Raw genomic sequence first — 19,110 nt, 5'->3', positions numbered from 1 at the left:
ATCAAATTTATTATTAACACAATGACACATAGAATCAACATGGCAACCATCAGTTTGGCCGAAAAAAAACCATCGTTTAAAGAAAAGTCGAGGTTCGCCTTTAACGGGCTGATAGATAAAATATTGATCACAGTTGTGAGCAGAACATAACCAATTACGTACCAATAAAGGTTTTTAAATTTAATCTGGCTTGAAGCAGAAGTGAGTACTTGTTTGATGTAAATAGGCCTAAGTGTTCTGAACACCAAATAGATCACCAGAGGTGACACAAAGAACAGGCAAATGACACTGTAACTCATTGATGGTAACAATAAACAGCCTTGAACAATTAGCCAAAAAACAAAAATTGATAACAAGCTGACCACCATTGGGCGAGTGAAAAAGGTGATCACTTTAGAGCAATCTTTACCTGAAAAATAATCCACATCAACACGCCCAATGACACAACTATATGCCCAGTAAGACTTTAGTTCATAAATAATATTAAATAATGTGATCGCCAGAATGCCACTAATAAACCATGAGTCATGTACTGTAATGTTAAATGCATTATTTTTCCAATAAAATCCTAGAACGATAAATAGGATAAAATAAAATAGAGGTATAATCCTCTTATCTTGAAAGCGGATAAATTTAAAATAATCGGGAATCATATTGAGCCATTAAATCTTTCTACAATGTAAAGCCATGTCTGAAGAAAAACCAGCAAAATCGTTAAGCATATACCCCAAATAAGCTTTATTACTTATCTCTACAAACAACACAGGGGTCGGATTACTTAAAAAATGCATTATAGAATCCGTCCACTTAACAGTATGCGTTAAATGAAGAGACAAATTCTCTTTAATCACATCAGGGTTTATTTCTGGCGCACCAGTAACATTCATCAAGACATCATACTGAGGTTGCTTGATTTGTATATTCGTCAAAAAATCTCGCATTTGTTGGACACCATCGGCCATAAGATGGGTATGCCAAGCACCGCTTACGCCGAGTTTTACCGTATCATAGCCACTGTTAATCAGCATTGGCGTAAAATCGCGTAAGGCAGAAACAGTCCCACCAATAACCTGTTGACACGGAGTGTTATCACAGCTTATATCCAATTTAAGACCAGAGCTTGCAATCAGATCAGATACACTCTGGTAATCCCCACCCTTCACTGCTTGCATTGAGCCTTTGTTAACTTTGCTCAAATCGTCCATTAGCTTAGAGCGAAATTGAATTATTTTAAACAGATCTTCCAGTGTTATTGCACCAGAGGCATACAAAGCAGCATATTCACCTACACTATGACCACAAGAACCAATAATATTGACATTGCTGAATTTTTTACGACACCGGGTATAAAGTGTGGCGTTAATTGCTGTTACTGCCATCTGCTGATTAGTGGTTTGCACCAATTTATTCATTGGTCCTTTTAAGCAAAGACGACGAATATCGATCCCAGAAATATCGCTGGCACAGTCCCATATCTTTTTTGTGGTATCATTGATATCCCATAAATCTGCTCCCATGCCTATGGTCGGGTTACCCTGACCTGCAAAGAGAAAAACAACTGACTGTAATTTGTTTGTATCCATATAAAAACCTTTAAAAATGATATTTAAAGCCTAAATAAGTTCCAATTGTTTCACCAAATAGGCCAAACTCCGAATCGTTACTGCCCAACGCAGCATAAACACCCGTATAGACTTCCAGTTGCTTATCCAATTGATACAGCGGTTTATTGTAATGTAGGCCAATCATCGAACTTTTATCCATTAGATTCAGTACGGCATAAGGCTGTAGACTAGACTGATCCTCCATCAAGATATTGGCGTAAGCATTGATATAGTGCTTCCCCTGTAAGTTCCCTTTACTTGATGTGTTGTACACTTCAGAAGCCATCAAATATTTATAAGAATCAAATGCCTGATCTAACGGCATGTAATTTGTTTTTTGGTTTAAAAATTTTACTAAATCTGTTTGTTTACGCCACTGTGATGTAGAATATCCTTCGCTTTGAAAGTAATACTCCAGACCAAGTTGGCTAAAACGGTTTGTGGTGTATTGCATCCCCAGTCCCAACTCAACACCATCATTATTATTTTTGCTGTAAAGCTGTGTAGGAAAAGTATAATGTTGCACCATTTCAACCTTTTTCGCGTCAAGATGGCGCCACTGTTGATTGAAATGATAAGCCAGCTCAGCATTAATGACGAACTGATCAGACCAGTTAAAGCTATTAGAAAACGCAATGGATTTTGAATCTCCTAGCATGACACTTATTGATGGTGTATGGCTATTGAAACGGTAATCAGTGTAAGTAAATAAATAACGATCACTGGCGTTAGAACGCTTTGTTGCAGACCAGTTACTGGAAGATTCATAACGTTTATCAATATGTGTTAATTTTGGTGCTACTGTTAAAGATAATGAATGGCTATCTGTGTCTCTTGCTAACATAGCGCCCCAAAAAGATTCTGTATACGCCTGCTTCATAGTGGGGTCATAAATACGAGTTGGTTTAAATCCTGAATAATGGTTATTCAATAAACTTGCTGGAGACTTAAGATAAAAGATACCGCCTTTTGATCTAAGTTTACCAACATCGAGTCTGACACTATCCGAAACAGTATAGGAGAGCCGAAGACGATCTAACAGTACCCTCATACGGTTATCGTCTTTCTCAAATGTGCCTACGTCTTTATATGGGTAATAAGCCAAAGCATAGACAGAAAAATCCAAATCAAGTTTATCGTCTATAAGCTGACAATTATTACTGTATTTGAGCACCAGATCGTTAAACACATTATTGGCAGTGTACGGATTTTTTCTGTCTATTTGCCAGATCAATGTTTTTTTATTTGTATAAGATATCTGCCCTAATACCACAAGATCAGAGTCAGATAGACAAGCAGCCATGGCTCTTCCTTGCAGTAGTAAGATAGGTAAAGTCAGGAAAAGATGCAGGAATTTCAACTCCCACCTCGCTGAATATATTCCTTGGTAAAATGAGATAAAGGCAAAGATTCAAACCTAACATCACTGTATTCCATGACCGAATAGCCTTTACTATAGCGTGCATCTACAACGATAATTTTTGCAGGCCTGTCTTTACCCAGTAGTGGCTTATAATTCTGATATGCTACTTCTTTAATTAACTTATTATCCAACGAAAAATAAGATGCTTTATATGGGCGAAAGTTACCTTTTTCAACGAGATAAGTCACTTTCGGATAGGTTACTTCTGGCGATTTACGCTCCAACGCTAATTTATAGCAAACAGTTTTTCCACAAGGCTCTTCACCCAGTAGTTTAGAGTTGTATGCATATTCAAAGTTGGTCACAATGACATCTCCGTTAGAAATCTGCCCCAATAGCCTTTGTGATCGAGAAATAGCGATTGGGCGTCTCAGTTGTGGCGTGTAGAACCATAAGTCATACCAGTTAGACAACATCACTTTACCCTTATCTTTAGGTGGATAAACAAATCGAGCTAAAGAGCGTGCATCAGCTTCTATACCATTTTCAGGTTTCAAAAAACGCATAGAAATATCTAGAATCTGCTTATTAACTGGTTTTGTCTCTCCTGACTTATATTCCAGCACCGTTACGGTATAGCGAAAAGGTTTATTTGGTGAACGCACATCATCCGACTGCCTGATAATATTTAGAGCTTTAGTATCAATATCGGCATACACCAAAGTTGAAAAGAGCAATAGCGATATTATTGATGCAAAAATTGCGGGTACTTTCATGGTAATCTTCCTATACAAATTTAAAAGCATCAGATATGTTCAGCTTAGATGCACGAATTGCCGGTAAAATGGAAGCCAATGAGGACGTTAGTATGGGCAATACAAACGTTATCCAAATCAGATCAAAATTGTCTGTTCTAATAAAAGCAGTATAACCTTGTGTTTGACCAGGAGAAGGTGGCATCGCGATGCCATTGAGGTTAATTAAGCCTGCAATAGCAAAACCAATGGCCAAACTCCCAATTGCACCAATTGCACCAATAAATATTCCTTCTAACACAAACAGTTTGGTGATATGAGCAGGTTTGAGGCCGATTGCCCGTAAAGTAGTGATCTCGCGGGTTCTCTCCACAATATTCATGGTCATTGAGTTACTGATCATAAAAATCACAATCAAAACCACAATCACTTTAATAAAGAAATAGATCCCTGACAGTAGTCCTTCTACTTGCTGGTAAAACAACGACAACTCTTTCCAGTTTTTGACAATCAGCGGTAGCTGTTTATTCGAGATAAATGTTTCCAACTTTGTGCTAAAAACATCTAGTTCAGCATCGTTTTTGAGTAGAATCACAAACTTGCTCACGCCATTGGTATCCATCATACTCTGTGCGGTTTGTAGCGGGATTTTCATGGCGACATCGTCGTAATCTTTGATGCCAGACTCAAAAATACCGCGCAGTTTAAACGACTGTGCGCCCTGCCCACCATGAGTATTGACAACCAATACATCCAACCAGTCAGAATAACGAGCATTCAATGTTTTTGCTAAGCCACTACCCAGCGTAATTTCATCCTGTTTAATACGTGATAGGTCACTACCTGAAACCAGCTTATCAAAAGAACCAAGTTTCAGTGCCGGTAACGGTTCAACGCCTAAAGCAGAAAAATAGCTAGATGTTTCACTTTCATACTGTGAAACAACGCCTGTAAATTCCAGTTGTCCAGAAATTGTCGAAATATATCCAGATAACTGGCTATCATTGAGAATATCTGCCTTTAATGTGTCGTAATTTTCAATAATGCTTTTATTTTTATTCGAGGTTTCAAAGTATGATTGATCATAAATTTGTATGTGACCAATGTTGGTTCTGACTGTCTGTTCTTTTAATATCCAAAAGGAGTAGTCAATAAATCCACCATACAGAAATATTGAAACACCACCAATAATAATGGCAACAATCGTGGAAAACGAACGCCTTTTGTGTCTGAATAAATTCAAAAATGCAAATTTAGCATCCTGAGTTTTAAAAATAACACAATAAAGTACAAAGCCTAAAATCAGTAAAACAGCAAAGCTTGTTAAAATCAGTCCATTAAACATTTATTCACCTTTCACCAGAGGCATGACAACCTGTGTAATTTCATTAACATCCCACTCAGGCGTACTCTCAACACCTAAAGACAATAACTTGATCTGGCTTGGGCTTGCTTTTTTCATTTGCGCCAAAAGTACATCGGCCTTTTTGTTTTCTTTACAGCTCAAAAGAGCGCGGTAACGCATATACTGAATCTGTGCCAAAACATCATGATCAAACTGCTTTTTTTCTTTTAACAGAATATCCGTATCGTATAAAGTCACAACACAACGCCCTAGGTCTGCTGGTAAATAAGCATCGACACGCGCTCTTAAATAGCGAACACGCATATCATTTTCATGAGTGTCTACGGCTTCATCCAAGTAAAAGAAACCTAGCTTAGCGTATTCAGAAGCATTAACATAATCGTTTAGCGCTTTAAAATGATTTGCCAGTCGTAACATGCCATAAGAATAAAAAATCAGTGAAGAGACGTTTTTTTGGCTTTTATATTCACTGAACAATGCATGAGTGGTTTTTAACAATTCATCAGGCTGAACAGGAAAACCTTTTTGTATTACTGTTTGAACAACGGGTACATTTGCAACCTGTGCATGAACATGCGTAAAAAGGAACAAAGATATAAAAAACACAAAAACCTTATTGAGCTGAATCATAAACTAATTCTCCATCCTTGATTTCTATAACACGCTTGGCTCTATCCTTAAGTTGAGTTGAGTGCGTTGAAACAATAAATGTGGTTTTGGTTTCTTCGTTAATTTTCATTAATAGATCCAAAAAGGCTTCTCCCGTAGCAAGGTCCAAGTTACCAGTGGGTTCATCAGCCACCACTACCTCTGGGTTATGTGCCAACGCTCTGGCAATAGCCACACGCTGCTGCTGACCACCTGATAACTGCCCCGGTTTACGGTTGCCCAGATGGCTGATTCCTACACTATCCAGATAATACAAGGATCGTTCTTTCGCTTCCTTTTTGTTATAATTCCCATTTAAAATAAGTGGGTAGTAGACATTATCAAACGCGCTAAGCACAGGAATTAGGTTAAAAAATTGAAAGATAAAACCCAAGTGCTTACTTCGGATAAAGGAAAGCTGGTTCTCATTTAAATCATTAAGTGCCTTATCCAGAAAAATGGTAGAACCCGCTGAGGGTTTATCAATACCAGATAAGATATTCAGTAGCGTACTTTTTCCACTTCCAGATGGGCCACAAAGCGCTAGAAACTCCCCCTTTGCAATCTCAAGATTAATATTTTTAAGCGCATCAACTTTACTTTCATTGACGCCATAACTTTTATGAATATCAATCAAAAGTATTGCTGGCAATTCTTTAATATTGTTTACCATAATTTTTTCCGCTGATTTAAACTAAGACCAAGTATCAAAGTAGTTATAACCGCCAAAGTTATCTGGCACGACGGTTCTCATTTTCCTCTGAGAGATATCGTTCTGTTCCAGATATATCCAGCCAAGCGCAGGAGAAAGACAACCGCTGCCACCATACATGTCAACAAGACTAATGGCATGAACCCCAGACACATTTTTTTTATTAAGCAGCGTTTGTATGGGATCACTTTTTCTTAATCCTGCAAAAGCTATGAAATTGATATCAGAATCTTTTTCTAACAAATCAGTACGTAAGCTTTCATTATTGGTTGGCATAACATAATTTTTGCAATCAACTTTAAGGCTACTTTCTCGCTTGCTAAAAATAAAGCAGCCGACACGTTCAACAGATAGGTTCATTTTGATCTCTTTTACTGTGCGTTTTTCTTTTTTGCTCACCGCAATATCTTCTTCAGAAAAAACCAGTACTGGCACAGCACGATAAGCAGCACAGATCACCACAAAATCAAAAATACCCCAGTTTAGATAATCTTGAGCCACTCTCATGGCTTGTACCAATGACTGTTTTTCACCCCTAATTTTGCAAGTAAAATCATTTACAGAAAATTTCTTCACTAGATTTTTAGGCAATGTATCGATCATCGCTGTGTGCAGTGCACTGGAAATATCTTCAAATGGTCCTGATTCACCCCAAGAGTCAGCATAGATGAATGCCGTACGTGATTTCATCAGAAGCATACGTTCTTTGGCACTTAGCTGATGCAATGCTGTATCACACACTTGCTCCATCGCATCAATATATTTTTTATAAAGGGGTGTTCGGATCATTTCTCTAGCATAGGTATCTTTTGTGGTACCAAATCGCTTAAATCCCCAGCCGTGCGCATTTGTTGATTTTAGTGATTTGTTATACATGTGTGATTCCCATACGTTGAGCCAGCAAGGGTAATATAAATAAACACTCTCCTCTGGTTCAGTAATGGAAAATGAAGATAAATACATGATGTTTTCCATATCAATTTAGTTCTTGGTATTATGATCATCAGACATGACGACACCGATAATAGAACCATCAACACCTAAGCCAACTTTTAAAAGGTGTTTCTTATCGTGCTTAACGATCCCTTTATTCAGTAACATATGCTGAACAATGTTTTCTCTTATCGCTCCAGAGCCTATCGGAGAAAGCAACTCACCATAAACCAAAGAATGATGCCCAATAATTAAATCAACGATGCCAGAACCTGTTGGTGTATAACCAATTTGACCTTTATATGCCAAAACAGGAACAGACTTCTCACCTAGTAGAGAGACAATGGCCTGCGCTTCTGCCTTATCGCTGGTTTCTGAACCATTGGCGTGGGGAATAATGGCGCATAAGTCGTCACAGGAAACATTTGCTTCATTAATGGCTTTATTCATTACTTTCAATAAATTGGTCGCAAGCTGAGCGGCATCGTTACTTCTACTTGCACTGATTTGTGCATAAGTTGATGTCAACTTGATACCACCTGATACCTGCCTAGCATTTCGATGATTAGCACTCTCCAGCACCATGACACAAAACCCTTCGGCGAATAATACGCCTTTGCTTTCTTCACCAAAGGGTTGTACTACTTTACTGTCCAGCATTGACTGGCTTTCCAGAAAATAGATGTCCTGTGTTTTGATACGCGAACAATTGACAACCACAACTAAGTCGATGTCACCATGCTCTATCGCTTGAATACCAAGATGCACTGCACTAAGAGATGAGTTACTGGTACAATGCATATTGGGTGGCATATATTTCAAACGATACTTATTGGCAATGTTATATGCCAGCTTGTCCTGAGACATCTTAGAAACATGTAAATTCTGAACAGATTTAGTGAGCGTGACATCTTCGACATCGTTATGATCATAGAACGCTGCATAATCGATCACATCCACCCTTGGTCCTAATCCAGTTAAATACACTCTGACGTTTTCACCCGATAAGCAATGTTTATTCAACATTGCTTTTTCTAAAGCATTATCAATCAGCTCGCACACTAAGTTAAAATCGCTATTATTTTCATGCACGAGTTTGGCTGCACATTTATTACTTTTTAACCCGCATTCAATGGCTGCTTCATCAGAAGCAAACCAATATGTTTTATTGACATGTTTGCCCTGCTTAAGGTTATCAATTAACACATTACTGTCTTTTGCAAATGCCAAGCACACACTGTGACCAGAAATAATAGCTGCGTTATTCAAAGTATTATTCCTTTATAATGAATGCATAGTAATTACCACCTTCAGTCGCCCCAACCAATAACACATGTTTAATGGTCTTCTTCATCGGTGCTCTAACAAAGTTAATGCGCTCATCAATAAATTCTTGTGTATATGGAATAGCAGGAATAGCCTGTTTCTTAATGCAATCGACGAGTACAGCTAGATTCATTAAACCAGCAGAAGATTCAACAAAGCCAAAGTAAGCGTTATAGTTAACCACGGGCACTTGGGGGTTTTCCTGCTCAAAGGTCTGGTAGATTGCGTCAATTTCGATTTGGGCGCTCTGTTTTGCACCGTTACTGGTACCGCAAACAAGATCGATCTGTTTGGCTGTAATGCCAGCATCAGCAAATGCTCTCTCAATGGACAAAGCCATAGCGGCTGCTTTTTCATCTAGTTTTTTTGCGTCAAAGTAGCTATTATTATTGGATTTACCATAACCAACAATTTCTGCCTGAATGTCAACATTACGCGCCTTTGCCGCATCAAGATCTTCTAACAGCAACATGCACGACCCCTCTCCTGGCACGAACCCCTTCGGTTCTTTACCGTAGATCTGATATTCACGTGCATCGGAAGTCATATGGATTTTCTGTGTAACAGCATCCATATACAGCGACATAGAAGGGAAATACTCATCAGCCCCCCCCACAAGCACTTGAGGCTGTAACTGCTGACGAACAATTTCATAGCCATAGGTTAATGCCCCCATCGCCGCATTTTCGCCTGTCGCCAGCGTAGTAGTATAGCCCTTGATGCCTTCAGAAATACCACAAAATGTAGCAATCGAATTCATCAAAGAACCAGGAAACTCAGAGGTGCGTACTTTTCTAGGGTCTGGTTTTAAACTTTGGAGATATTTGTAAGTTGTCTCTTGCGGGCCGCGAGACATGCCCATCACAAGACCAAGTTCATCACCATCTCTTTTGATCTTACGCTTAGCACTGTTTAATGTTTCAGCTAGGGCAATCAATGCAAATGTCCCGCCACGTGTCGCTTTACGAGGGTCAAAACGACGCAAGTGTTTACGTGGTTCTAGATTTTTTACCTGAAATGTTTTGAAATTTACTTCGTCTTCAGGCAATGTTTTATCACTGATGGTGTAATCAGTACCCAGCAGTTCTTCAAATTGATGTGTTTTTGTTAACACATCCAGCAGTTCTTTAGCTTCTTCTAGGGTATCTTCATAGAATTGAACGGAACTTAGCTCAACCGACTGATTGCTAGCCCAAATATAATCCAAGATTTCATTAATACTGTGACCAATTGCACAAACAGCACCAAGGCCAGAGATAGCAACACGCTTAGCATCATAGCTTGTTTGTGGGATAGAGCCAGGTTTAGTACTCACAATCATGCAACAGTTATTACCGCCAAATGCATAATTGTTTTTCATGAAAATATTGACTTCTTTTTCTCTAAATTCGTTTGGTACATAATCTAGATCACAGTTTGGTCTTGCAACAGTAAAGTTCAGCGTTGGCAACAGTTTTTTTTGCGGCAACGTCACCAAACAGGCAATTAATTCGACAATACCCGCCGCACCAATGTTATGCCCTAGAAAAGATTTGGTAGAGCTAACAGGTAAGTTTTCAACATTTGGAAACACCTTTTTCATTGCCAGTGTTTCAATTCTGTCATTGGCTTCAGTACCTGTACCATGTACGTTTACATAGTCAATCTGATCTGGTGTAACTCCTGCATTTTGCATGGCTTTTGCCATCACTTGTACTGCACCACTGGCACGCGGGTCTGGCCCAGTTTCGTGATAAGCATCACAGGAGGTCGCATAAGAGAGAATTTCACCATAAATTGTTGCACCACGTGCTAATGCATGCTCATACTCTTCTAGTACAACTGCACCTGCTCCTTCACCAATAGACATGCCTGAATGGCCAGAATACGGGGTACAGGATTCAGGATGCATGACATTCAGAGCATAAAAACCAGCAAAGGTTGGTAAATAAATAGGTTCTGTACCTACTGCCAACATGGTTTTACTTTTACCATTTTGAATATAGTCAAACGCCATGCCTATAGCATTTGGACTTGCGGTACATGCTGTAGCAACCAACTCCATGCCGCCTTTTAAGCCAAGCAATGTAGAAACACTGGAGCAACAAGATGCAAAGCCACCAGAATACATGGCTTTTTTCAATGAAAAATCTTGAATACGCTGTTCAAACAGAGGTAAAAATGCTTCTGTTCCAGCAGAAGATACGCCAACAATCAATCCAGTCTCGTTAAGGCAGACTTTGTTGTTAATCAGATTAGCCTGAGTTAATGCATCTTTGCTGACTTTATATGCCCAAAGTGCTGCATTTTCCAATGAAGCGACAATATCTTCCGGAATATCCGTATAGTCGATATCATGTAAAACTTCGGCAGCACGTGCTTTTTCAAACCATTTAGAAAAACGCTCACTATCAGTCACACCGCATTTTTTACTCAATAATGCTTGCCTGAAGTCTTCAATATTATCGGCCAGTGACGATAATATCCCGATTCCTGTTATTACTACTCTTTTCCTGTTCGTCTTCATAAATTAATCCATAAAACCGTTATTTTTGACACCAAGCATTTAATGCAACGGTGTTGTGTCAATCTAAAAAGTTTCTCGTTACTCTTGAAACTTTTTAGATTTCACTATTGCTGTCTTGTAAACTTTTCCACTCAATGATAATTACAGCGCACTCTTTGGTTTTGATGAGTCGATATAACTGTGTTCGGTGGGGTTGACTAACATACTGAAGTTATAGAGGAATGGGACATTGTGGGTCTTGGCCGCAACAACACCATGCTGGGTTTTAATATCAAAACCTTCTATGTCCGAATATGCATATTCGCTGTCAATTAGTGCAAGTGCAATAAAAGATTGACGCGCAAGAGAGTAAACACCTTTAACAATCACTCCGACCTCTTCACCTTTTACCAATACTTTGTCATCAGAAGTGAGGTCAATGCACTCAGATAGAGGCGTTATTCCGACTAATTTGCGCTTGGCACCAACACATGAAAGCTCTTCTACTACAGATTTACCTACAAAGTTGTCTTTATCATACTGAACAGCCCATTGCATCTGTAATTCAATTGGGTTACGAGAATAATTTTCATAAATAGAAGCTTCCCAGCATGGGTTTTCAACACGAATGGTTTTTTGATAATCTAGACCACCCGTTTTTAAATTAAACTTTTCGCCCTTTTCTAGCAACTGCTTCCAGACAGTAACCAATGTATCCTGTTTACCAATAAGCAAATAAGCAAATTCACCATGTTTACCACAGCGGAAAGCCATCAGATCATCATCGGTATTCATGTATTCGTGGTATGGTAAACCGATGATGTCAAAGCCGTAAATTTCTGCCAGTATTTCCCAAGAGTAAGGCCCTTCCAGCATAATAGCGCCCCAGTGTTCTGCATCCATAGATTTGATTTCAGGGTTTTCCTGAATATCCAAATCCTGAGCACTTTCTAAAATATTATTTAGGTGTTCAATAATGTCTGTAGAAGAAAGATTTTCAGATAAGATGTAATAACCTTCATCCGTACACAAAACATATACATCTCCCCAAATGGTGCCATCTTCGTTCAAAATCAGCGAATACAAACCTTGTTCATCTCGAATGATGGAAACATCGGCAGAAATCATATGGTTCACTAGAGACCAAGCATCATCGCCCATCACGCTGACAATTGACATATGAGAGTAGTCAACCAACAGCGCATTTTCTCTAACAGCTTTATATTCAATTTCTGGCGCGTTATAAGAAGATGGTACCGTTTTTCCATTGTAAACGCCTATTTTGGCGTTCTTTTCTAAATGTAAATCATGAAGAGCAATCATATAAGACCCTATGCGTTTTTAAATTAAAGAATTAATGTTTTTTTCTGTTTTTCAGGACAAAAGAGACTAAGCTATTAATACTTCTCATATAAGAAGGATCGTCACTTTCACTAACCTGAATGTCAAAAACCTTATCCAATAGAACCAAAATTTCTGTTGCATCAACTGAATCAAGCTTCAAGCCGTTACCAAAAAGTGCAGTATCGTCATCAATCTGAGACTCCTCTTTCTGAATATTCAAACGCTGAATAATTTCTGTTTTAATGGTGTATAAGACCGCTTTGCGCTCTTCGATATTTTCTTTAATCATCTTTGTGTTCACTCCTTGTCTTGGTTACTTTACTTCTCTGAAATTTATGATCGTCCCTTGGCTGATGAGCTTTTTACCAACATGTGCTGATACGGAATAATGTTTAAAACCGTTGCTATCAGAGAACGACAATTTACTGACGACTTCAATGGTATCGCCTGGATAGGCAATATCTTTGAATTTTAAATTTTGTGCTGCCAACACGCCTCGAACTTGAGATCGGCGATTGCGGATGATGTTACGCATATTTTCATCATTGACTTTGGCATGAATATCACGCAACGATTTCAACTCTTCTGAGTAGCTTTCTTGGTAAAGATCGCAAATGTCCGTTAAAAAAGAGAGATATTCACTGGCTTGGCCAAAGATTTCAGAAATCATAACGCCAGGCATAATAGGATCTTCGGGAAAATGCCCCAGTAGGTACGGCTCGTTGTACGTTACATGTTTAACGACTTGCACGTACCCGTTTTCGCCATACTTATAGTCATCGATTCGGTCAACCATAATCAGGGGTTGGCGCCAACCGCCCATTTCCAGAAAAACATTAGAAGGTATTGAATATTTAGCCATAAATCACCGCATCACTAAACCACCATCAATTACGATGGTCTGACCAACAATATAACTGGAAGCGGAAGAGCTTAAATAAACAATGGTATTGGCCACTTCATCACATTTCCCTAGGCGTTTTAGCGGGATAGAAGACATCACATCACGTACTACTGTGCGTGATACTTTTTTCACCATTTTAGATTCGATCATACCGGGTGCAACTGCGTTCACTCTTACCCCTCTTGGTGCCAGCTCTGCCGCTACAGTGCGGGTAAAACCGAGCAAAGCGCCTTTTGATGCACTGTAATTACACTGTCCCACGCTGGGAATAATTGCCGCAATGGAGGCAACGTTAACAATTGCAGGGCTATCTGATGATCTTAATAGCATGAGTGCTTCTTTAGTCAACATAAAGGTATTGACTAGGTTCGTATCAATAACTGTCTGAAAGTCTTCAAAACTCATCGATGCAAATAAGCTATCTTTAACAATACCCGCGTTGTTGATCAGAACATCAAGTTTTGTTGCCTTTTCGGTCAGATAACTACATAACCCTACTACAGCAGATTTATCAGCAAGATCACACTGAATAATATGCAGTTTATTCCCCTGAGGATGGGTATTTTTCAGATCTTCTAATTCATTAACATTCGACTTATACAGTGCATAAACATGGCATTCCTGCTCCAAAAATTTAGCACAAATAGCCAGCCCAATATCGCCACTGGCCCCCGTGACTAAGACAACTTTATTTATGAGATCATTATATTTATACATAGCTACACTCTAGATAATTAACATTAAAAAATAACCGTGACCGCAACAGCATGCGTACGACAATGAGAGATACTTAAAGATATTTTTGTTATCTTTTTTTCGGTTATTATTTCTTTTAGCTTGCCTTGAAGCAGAAAGTGTGGACAACCATATTCATCATGTTCTATTTGAGCATCATGAAACAAAATACCATTACGAAAACCTAAGCCTACTGCCTTAACAATCGACTCTTTTGCCGCCCAAAAACCAGATGCTCTTTCATAATCAGGATCATCCATATTAATTTTGAGTAATTCTTGCTCAGTAAATACACGCTTAAGAAAATCCATTTTTCCACGTAATATCGCGGCTTTGATGCGATCTACTTCAACGATATCGGTACCAACAAACATGATTATCCTTAACAGTTATAGTTGATAAGAAATATTGAAATTGATATTCAACTTATCTGTTTCTAAGGCTTTGGGTGAGATTAATGGTTTAGATACGGAAACATCATAGCTTAACGAATTAATATTCCCTTTAAATCCCGTGGTGGCTCCCAAAAGTCTCTGTTTATGTGTACTCGTCTCTCCCCAAACTTGCCCATAATCAGCCCCCAGATACCATTCAATATTCTTAATTCCAGTCATCACATTAAATGTATTTTGAACATAGAAACCTTTATTGCCATAAAGCTCTGCACCATTTTCAAACCCGCGCACACTCCATCGATTACCAATGCTGAACTGGTCTTGTAGCGTCAACCCTTTCGGAGAGTACTGTGCACCAACTCGTAAATCGTAATAAGCATCAAATGGTTTAAATTTAAGTAATTTCATATAATTTAAATCAAGATTAGTAATATGGCTCTTTGAGTCGACATCTCCTGTTTTCATATCAGGTGTTTTTTCTGCACCAAACCAAGGTAAAAAACGCTGATAAGACAATGTAGTATTCAGTGCGGCACCCGAGAAGTTTTGTTTGTAATTAAGAGCCAACCTGATATTTGTCATGTCCCGTTTTTGCAGCACTAACTCAATATCATCTAATTGATAGTTTGCTTTTCTTCTTAATAATTCAGCACTAAGAGCAACCTTCTTATCTTGATCACGATAAACTGTTCTTGAGCCTTTCAGGCTTAAATATTCACTTTTCCCAATATAATTAAAATCGAAAGTAGCAATATTAAGTGTCTGCTTTGATTTGCTGTTACTGTAAAAAAGTTCATAGTCCCAATAACCAAATGGAACAGAATAATAGGCACTGACACTATTGTAGCCACCTTTAACGTGGTCGATGTTCGTGGTTCCTGAAAGATAAAATACATCATTCATCTTTGCTAAGTTATATAAATAGCCTGCACCACTAGCCAGTGTTTTACCCGTACCTTTATCACCCCAATTATTAACCCAAGCTCTTGCATTCCAATTACTTATACGCTTAGTATCAACAACAACATTGCTGTAACCATCTTTACTACCAGGTTCGATATTGATTTTAACTTCCATTTCTGGCGTTTTTTGTAGAACTTCCAGCCCCTGCTCAATGTTTCTGAGGTTCAGTATTTCTTCGCTTTTGAAGGGTAATATCCAATCTCTTACCTCATTATCTTTGATGATGACTCTTTCAATTTTGCCTGGTTCAATACTTAAAAGTAGTTTATGTGATGATAAATCTTGGTTAGGTATGGCAACACGTGTGGTGACAAAGCCTGATTTAATCACATGATCCTGTAGGTCACTGGCCAGTTTTTCTACACCTAAAGCACCTAAACAACGCCCGACAACATTCTCTTTTATTTTTTTGATACTGGCGTCATTTAGAAAATCATTTTCTATAACCACTTCTTCTATCTGGACACAATTTTCCTCAATTGGTAGCTCTATATCAGTAATCGCACTGTCTTCTACGCTGGAATAAACATCCCTTTTCTCTATTTTGTTTTCTTGCCGAGTATTTTTGTCGAGATCTTCCTGCGCCTTAATCAGCCGATTCAAATTTACCTGAGCCGTAGCCTGAAAGCTGCAACAAAGAGTAACAAAAATAAGTAAAGGTTTTATTTTATTTTTCATAACACTTTTCTGATAAAAAACCTGGTAAATGAAAGCAGCAAAAACGCTGCTTTCATTATGCCTTTTAATTAAAGACCAATTACTTTACCACTACCAGAAATGCGATTCGCATTCAAAACCAATCCCTGACGGCCACCTAATACAGCAGAACTGCCAGTATTAGTAACAGTTGTACCCGTAATGCTTGCGGTGCCTTCAGTAAACATGCTGCCAGAGTTGTAAATTGTGCCTCCAGAGTTGACGCTTAATTTCTTACCACCGACCATAATGTTGGCGTTGCTAACAGATCTAGCAGAAACATTTACTTCGTTATCTGAATAGATGGTGTTGCGATTATTCAGGGTACCGCCAATATTGACACTGACTTTATCCTTACCACTGATCCAACCAGAATTGGTAAAATTGCTACCAATATTCAGCGTTAATGCGCCATCAGAAGCAATAATACCTGTGGCGTTGTTGTCGATAAGATTGCCATTGCTGGACATAGACAAACTTCGGGTATCAATCAAAAGATCGCCTGAAGCATAGATAGTTGAATAGTTACTGCTGATGCTTCCAGCCTTAATGCTAGAAGAGCCTTTGCCTCCAACAAGCATACTACGGTCATTAGATAACGCCCCTGTTACCACCATAGTTAGCGAACCATTTTCAGCAACAATACGGCTTCTGTCGTTATTGACTCTATTGGCAGTAATATCTACGCCACCATTACCAATCATACCGCCTTCCTGATTGGGCATCCCTAAATAAAGACCATAAAGGCTACCAAACCTACTACTGTTTTGGTTTGTTACATTGCCTTGGGTTTTAATCGTTAATTTTTTCTGCGCGACCATAAATGCAGTATCGTTATTCACTTCGCCTATTGCATTGATGTTAATATTCTGCCCTTCCATTAGACCTGCAGAGTTATTAACACGACGTGCTTTCAAATTAACATCACCTTCTTCAGAAGAAACTACGCCAATACGGTTTGTGAAATCACCTGCCAGTTCAATATTGATCCCACCTTTACCGCTCAAACCTGCCTGACTGTTATCCAAAGAAGCAGCTTTGATAGAAATACTTTTTTCTGACACCATTTTACCGTTCGAGTTGTTAACACCTGATGCAACCAGAAAACCCATATCACCAGAAGAAGTGATCTGTCCACGACTGTTATCTAATGTGTTTGCTACAATCTGAATACCACCATCACCCGCAATAATGCCTAAAGAGTCTGCACTCGCTGCATCAGCAGATTTAGTGTTGCCATTAGAGACCGTGTTTCCAGAAGCATCAATTTTGACATGCCCCGTTGCAGCACGGATAAGTCCACCATTATTGTTAACATTACCAGCACTGATGATGTCAACATCGCCATAAGAATCGATCATACCATTGCTGTTATTGACACTAGTAGACTGAGTACCCACGTAGTAGCCTTTAATCTGGCCGCCACGGTTATCAAGCGTACCAGTATTCAAAGCCACAATACCTGCCTCAATACCAACAGCCTTCCCCTTACCAGAGTTAGTTAGCGTAGTATTATTGGTATTCAGACCTAAAGTACCAACTGCAGCAACTTTACCATTGGTGTTGTTAAAAGCACCGCTATTAATATACACATCAGCACCAGACATAATATTACCTGCTCTGGAGTTATTGATCGCATTCTTGTTTGTGTCAATATAAACACTCATATCGCTCATGATTTTGCCCGTGACGTTATCCAGTGCACCATTCGTTTTTACACTAATCACACCACTTGATTTAATCTGAGCATTGTTGTTGATTAAACGACCTTTTGTATCAATCTGAACACCACCCGTACCAGCAGCCAATACACCAGCATTGCGCACACCTACACCGCTTTCGGTGCTGATCAGATTAATTTTGTTCGCATACATACCACCAAGTGCAGCTACATCTACACTGTAAGTATTTCTTGAACCAGTGGCTAGAACAGAACCGGTTACTTGATTGCTCGTATTGACATAATTGTTACCAGCAATTAAAGACAGCTCTTGACCAGATGCGTTAATTTCGCCATTCACCACGATTGAACGCGCAAGAATTGCTGTTGGAGAATCGCTCTTTAAACCGTTAGTGGTAATAATGCCACCATTAACTGAATAACCTTTCAGTTCACCATTTTGCATATCTGGCTTACCTGTAGTTACTGTTACTTTTTCAGCATTGATAAAACCACACCCATTACAAGTAATACCATTTGGATTGGCAATAATCAAATGGGCTTTATCACCTGCAACTTCCATCATCCCGTTCAATGCACTTCTGTTTCTCGAAGTCACTTCATTCAAGATCACTTTTGCGGTACCAGAAGCCAAGTTGCTGTTACCAGCAATCTGACCTGCTAAAGTGGTATTGGCACCATTTTGACTGTTGTTAAAGATCATTCCTTCTTTACCAACATTTAGCTTGTCGTAAACATTATGTGAAATACCATTAGTATTAGCACCGTTAATATTCACAACTGGTACGCCATTAACCATAGATATTTTACCATTTTGCATGCTGACATCAGCATACGTGACAATCGGCAAAGACAGCAGAATTGACGCTGCTATTGGATTGAGCCTAATTAGGCTATTTTTGATTTGCTTTCTTTTCATTCTTTTTTCCTCAAGTTAGGATTGTTGATAAATAAATGACTAAATAAAAAATCTAAATAATTGAACTTTTCTTAAAACCTCCATACTCAACTGATTTTCAAAATCATGATGAAATAATCAGAGTCAGCACTTTGAAAAGACCAAGTACTAATTACTTATCCGCACATCCATTTAATATATTAAATATTTCAATATAATAAATATATTCTAATTTAATATTTTAAATATCTATATTTGATAGTTATAAAGCATATTTTTAATATATATTTTATTATTGTTTG

The 19,110-nt window shown here is 38.6% G+C and carries 16 protein-coding genes; all 16 read right to left on the bottom strand.

The window, feature by feature from the left end; all coding sequences use genetic code 11:
- Positions 1-662 precede the first annotated feature (662 nt).
- Positions 663-1,583: an ACP S-malonyltransferase gene (locus AADH04_RS14475; RefSeq protein WP_434777982.1), complete on the bottom strand. Its 921-nt coding sequence runs from the start codon at positions 1,581-1,583 to the stop codon at positions 663-665.
- A gap of 10 nt (positions 1,584-1,593) precedes the next feature.
- Complete coding sequence (locus AADH04_RS14470) at positions 1,594-2,907, bottom strand: hypothetical protein (RefSeq protein ID WP_434777981.1); 1,314 nt, start codon at positions 2,905-2,907, stop codon at positions 1,594-1,596.
- A gap of 53 nt (positions 2,908-2,960) precedes the next feature.
- The gene (locus tag AADH04_RS14465; protein ID WP_434777980.1) at positions 2,961-3,743 is read right to left on the bottom strand and encodes an outer membrane lipoprotein-sorting protein; all 783 of its coding nucleotides are present in this window, start codon (positions 3,741-3,743) and stop codon (positions 2,961-2,963) included.
- Between the two features lie 10 nt (positions 3,744-3,753).
- Positions 3,754-5,067, bottom strand: a complete 1,314-nt coding sequence (locus tag AADH04_RS14460) for an ABC transporter permease (protein WP_434777979.1) — start codon at positions 5,065-5,067, stop codon at positions 3,754-3,756.
- The gene (locus AADH04_RS14455) at positions 5,068-5,718 is read right to left on the bottom strand and encodes a hypothetical protein (protein ID WP_434777978.1); all 651 of its coding nucleotides are present in this window, start codon (positions 5,716-5,718) and stop codon (positions 5,068-5,070) included.
- Positions 5,702-6,409 (bottom strand): ABC transporter ATP-binding protein, encoded by a 708-nt coding sequence (locus tag AADH04_RS14450; protein ID WP_434777977.1) that lies wholly within the window; start codon positions 6,407-6,409, stop codon positions 5,702-5,704. Before AADH04_RS14450 ends, AADH04_RS14455 begins: the two co-directional genes overlap by 17 nt.
- A 21-nt stretch (positions 6,410-6,430) precedes the next feature.
- Positions 6,431-7,324 (bottom strand): hypothetical protein, encoded by an 894-nt coding sequence (locus tag AADH04_RS14445; protein WP_434777976.1) that lies wholly within the window; start codon positions 7,322-7,324, stop codon positions 6,431-6,433.
- A 105-nt stretch (positions 7,325-7,429) separates the two neighbouring features.
- The gene (locus AADH04_RS14440) at positions 7,430-8,650 is read right to left on the bottom strand and encodes a beta-ketoacyl synthase N-terminal-like domain-containing protein (protein ID WP_434777975.1); all 1,221 of its coding nucleotides are present in this window, start codon (positions 8,648-8,650) and stop codon (positions 7,430-7,432) included.
- Between the two features lie 4 nt (positions 8,651-8,654).
- Positions 8,655-11,213 carry a beta-ketoacyl synthase N-terminal-like domain-containing protein gene (locus AADH04_RS14435; RefSeq protein ID WP_434777974.1) on the bottom strand — a complete coding sequence of 853 codons (2,559 nt, stop codon included), beginning with the start codon at positions 11,211-11,213 and terminating at the stop codon, positions 8,655-8,657.
- Between the two features lie 141 nt (positions 11,214-11,354).
- Positions 11,355-12,515, bottom strand: a complete 1,161-nt coding sequence (locus AADH04_RS14430) for an aminomethyltransferase family protein (RefSeq protein ID WP_434777973.1) — start codon at positions 12,513-12,515, stop codon at positions 11,355-11,357.
- Positions 12,516-12,546: 31 nt separating this feature from the next.
- Positions 12,547-12,837: an acyl carrier protein gene (locus AADH04_RS14425; protein WP_434777972.1), complete on the bottom strand. Its 291-nt coding sequence runs from the start codon at positions 12,835-12,837 to the stop codon at positions 12,547-12,549.
- Positions 12,838-12,849: 12 nt separating this feature from the next.
- Positions 12,850-13,398 carry a 3-hydroxyacyl-ACP dehydratase FabZ family protein gene (locus AADH04_RS14420; RefSeq protein WP_434777971.1) on the bottom strand — a complete coding sequence of 183 codons (549 nt, stop codon included), beginning with the start codon at positions 13,396-13,398 and terminating at the stop codon, positions 12,850-12,852.
- Positions 13,399-13,401: 3 nt separating this feature from the next.
- The gene (locus AADH04_RS14415; protein WP_434777970.1) at positions 13,402-14,157 is read right to left on the bottom strand and encodes an SDR family oxidoreductase; all 756 of its coding nucleotides are present in this window, start codon (positions 14,155-14,157) and stop codon (positions 13,402-13,404) included.
- 23 nt (positions 14,158-14,180) lie between these two features.
- On the bottom strand, positions 14,181-14,549 hold the full coding sequence (gene acpS / locus AADH04_RS14410) for a holo-ACP synthase (protein ID WP_434777969.1): 369 nt from the start codon (positions 14,547-14,549) through the stop codon (positions 14,181-14,183).
- Positions 14,550-14,564: 15 nt separating this feature from the next.
- Positions 14,565-16,211 carry a ShlB/FhaC/HecB family hemolysin secretion/activation protein gene (locus AADH04_RS14405; RefSeq protein ID WP_434777968.1) on the bottom strand — a complete coding sequence of 549 codons (1,647 nt, stop codon included), beginning with the start codon at positions 16,209-16,211 and terminating at the stop codon, positions 14,565-14,567.
- 68 nt (positions 16,212-16,279) lie between these two features.
- Positions 16,280-18,829: a filamentous hemagglutinin N-terminal domain-containing protein gene (locus tag AADH04_RS14400; protein WP_434777967.1), complete on the bottom strand. Its 2,550-nt coding sequence runs from the start codon at positions 18,827-18,829 to the stop codon at positions 16,280-16,282.
- Between the last annotated feature and the right edge of the window lie 281 nt (positions 18,830-19,110).

The organism is Neisseria sp. Ec49-e6-T10, assembly GCF_051132615.1.
GTDB lineage: Bacteria > Pseudomonadota > Gammaproteobacteria > Burkholderiales > Neisseriaceae.
This window is presented reverse-complemented; position numbering and strand designations above follow the sequence as displayed.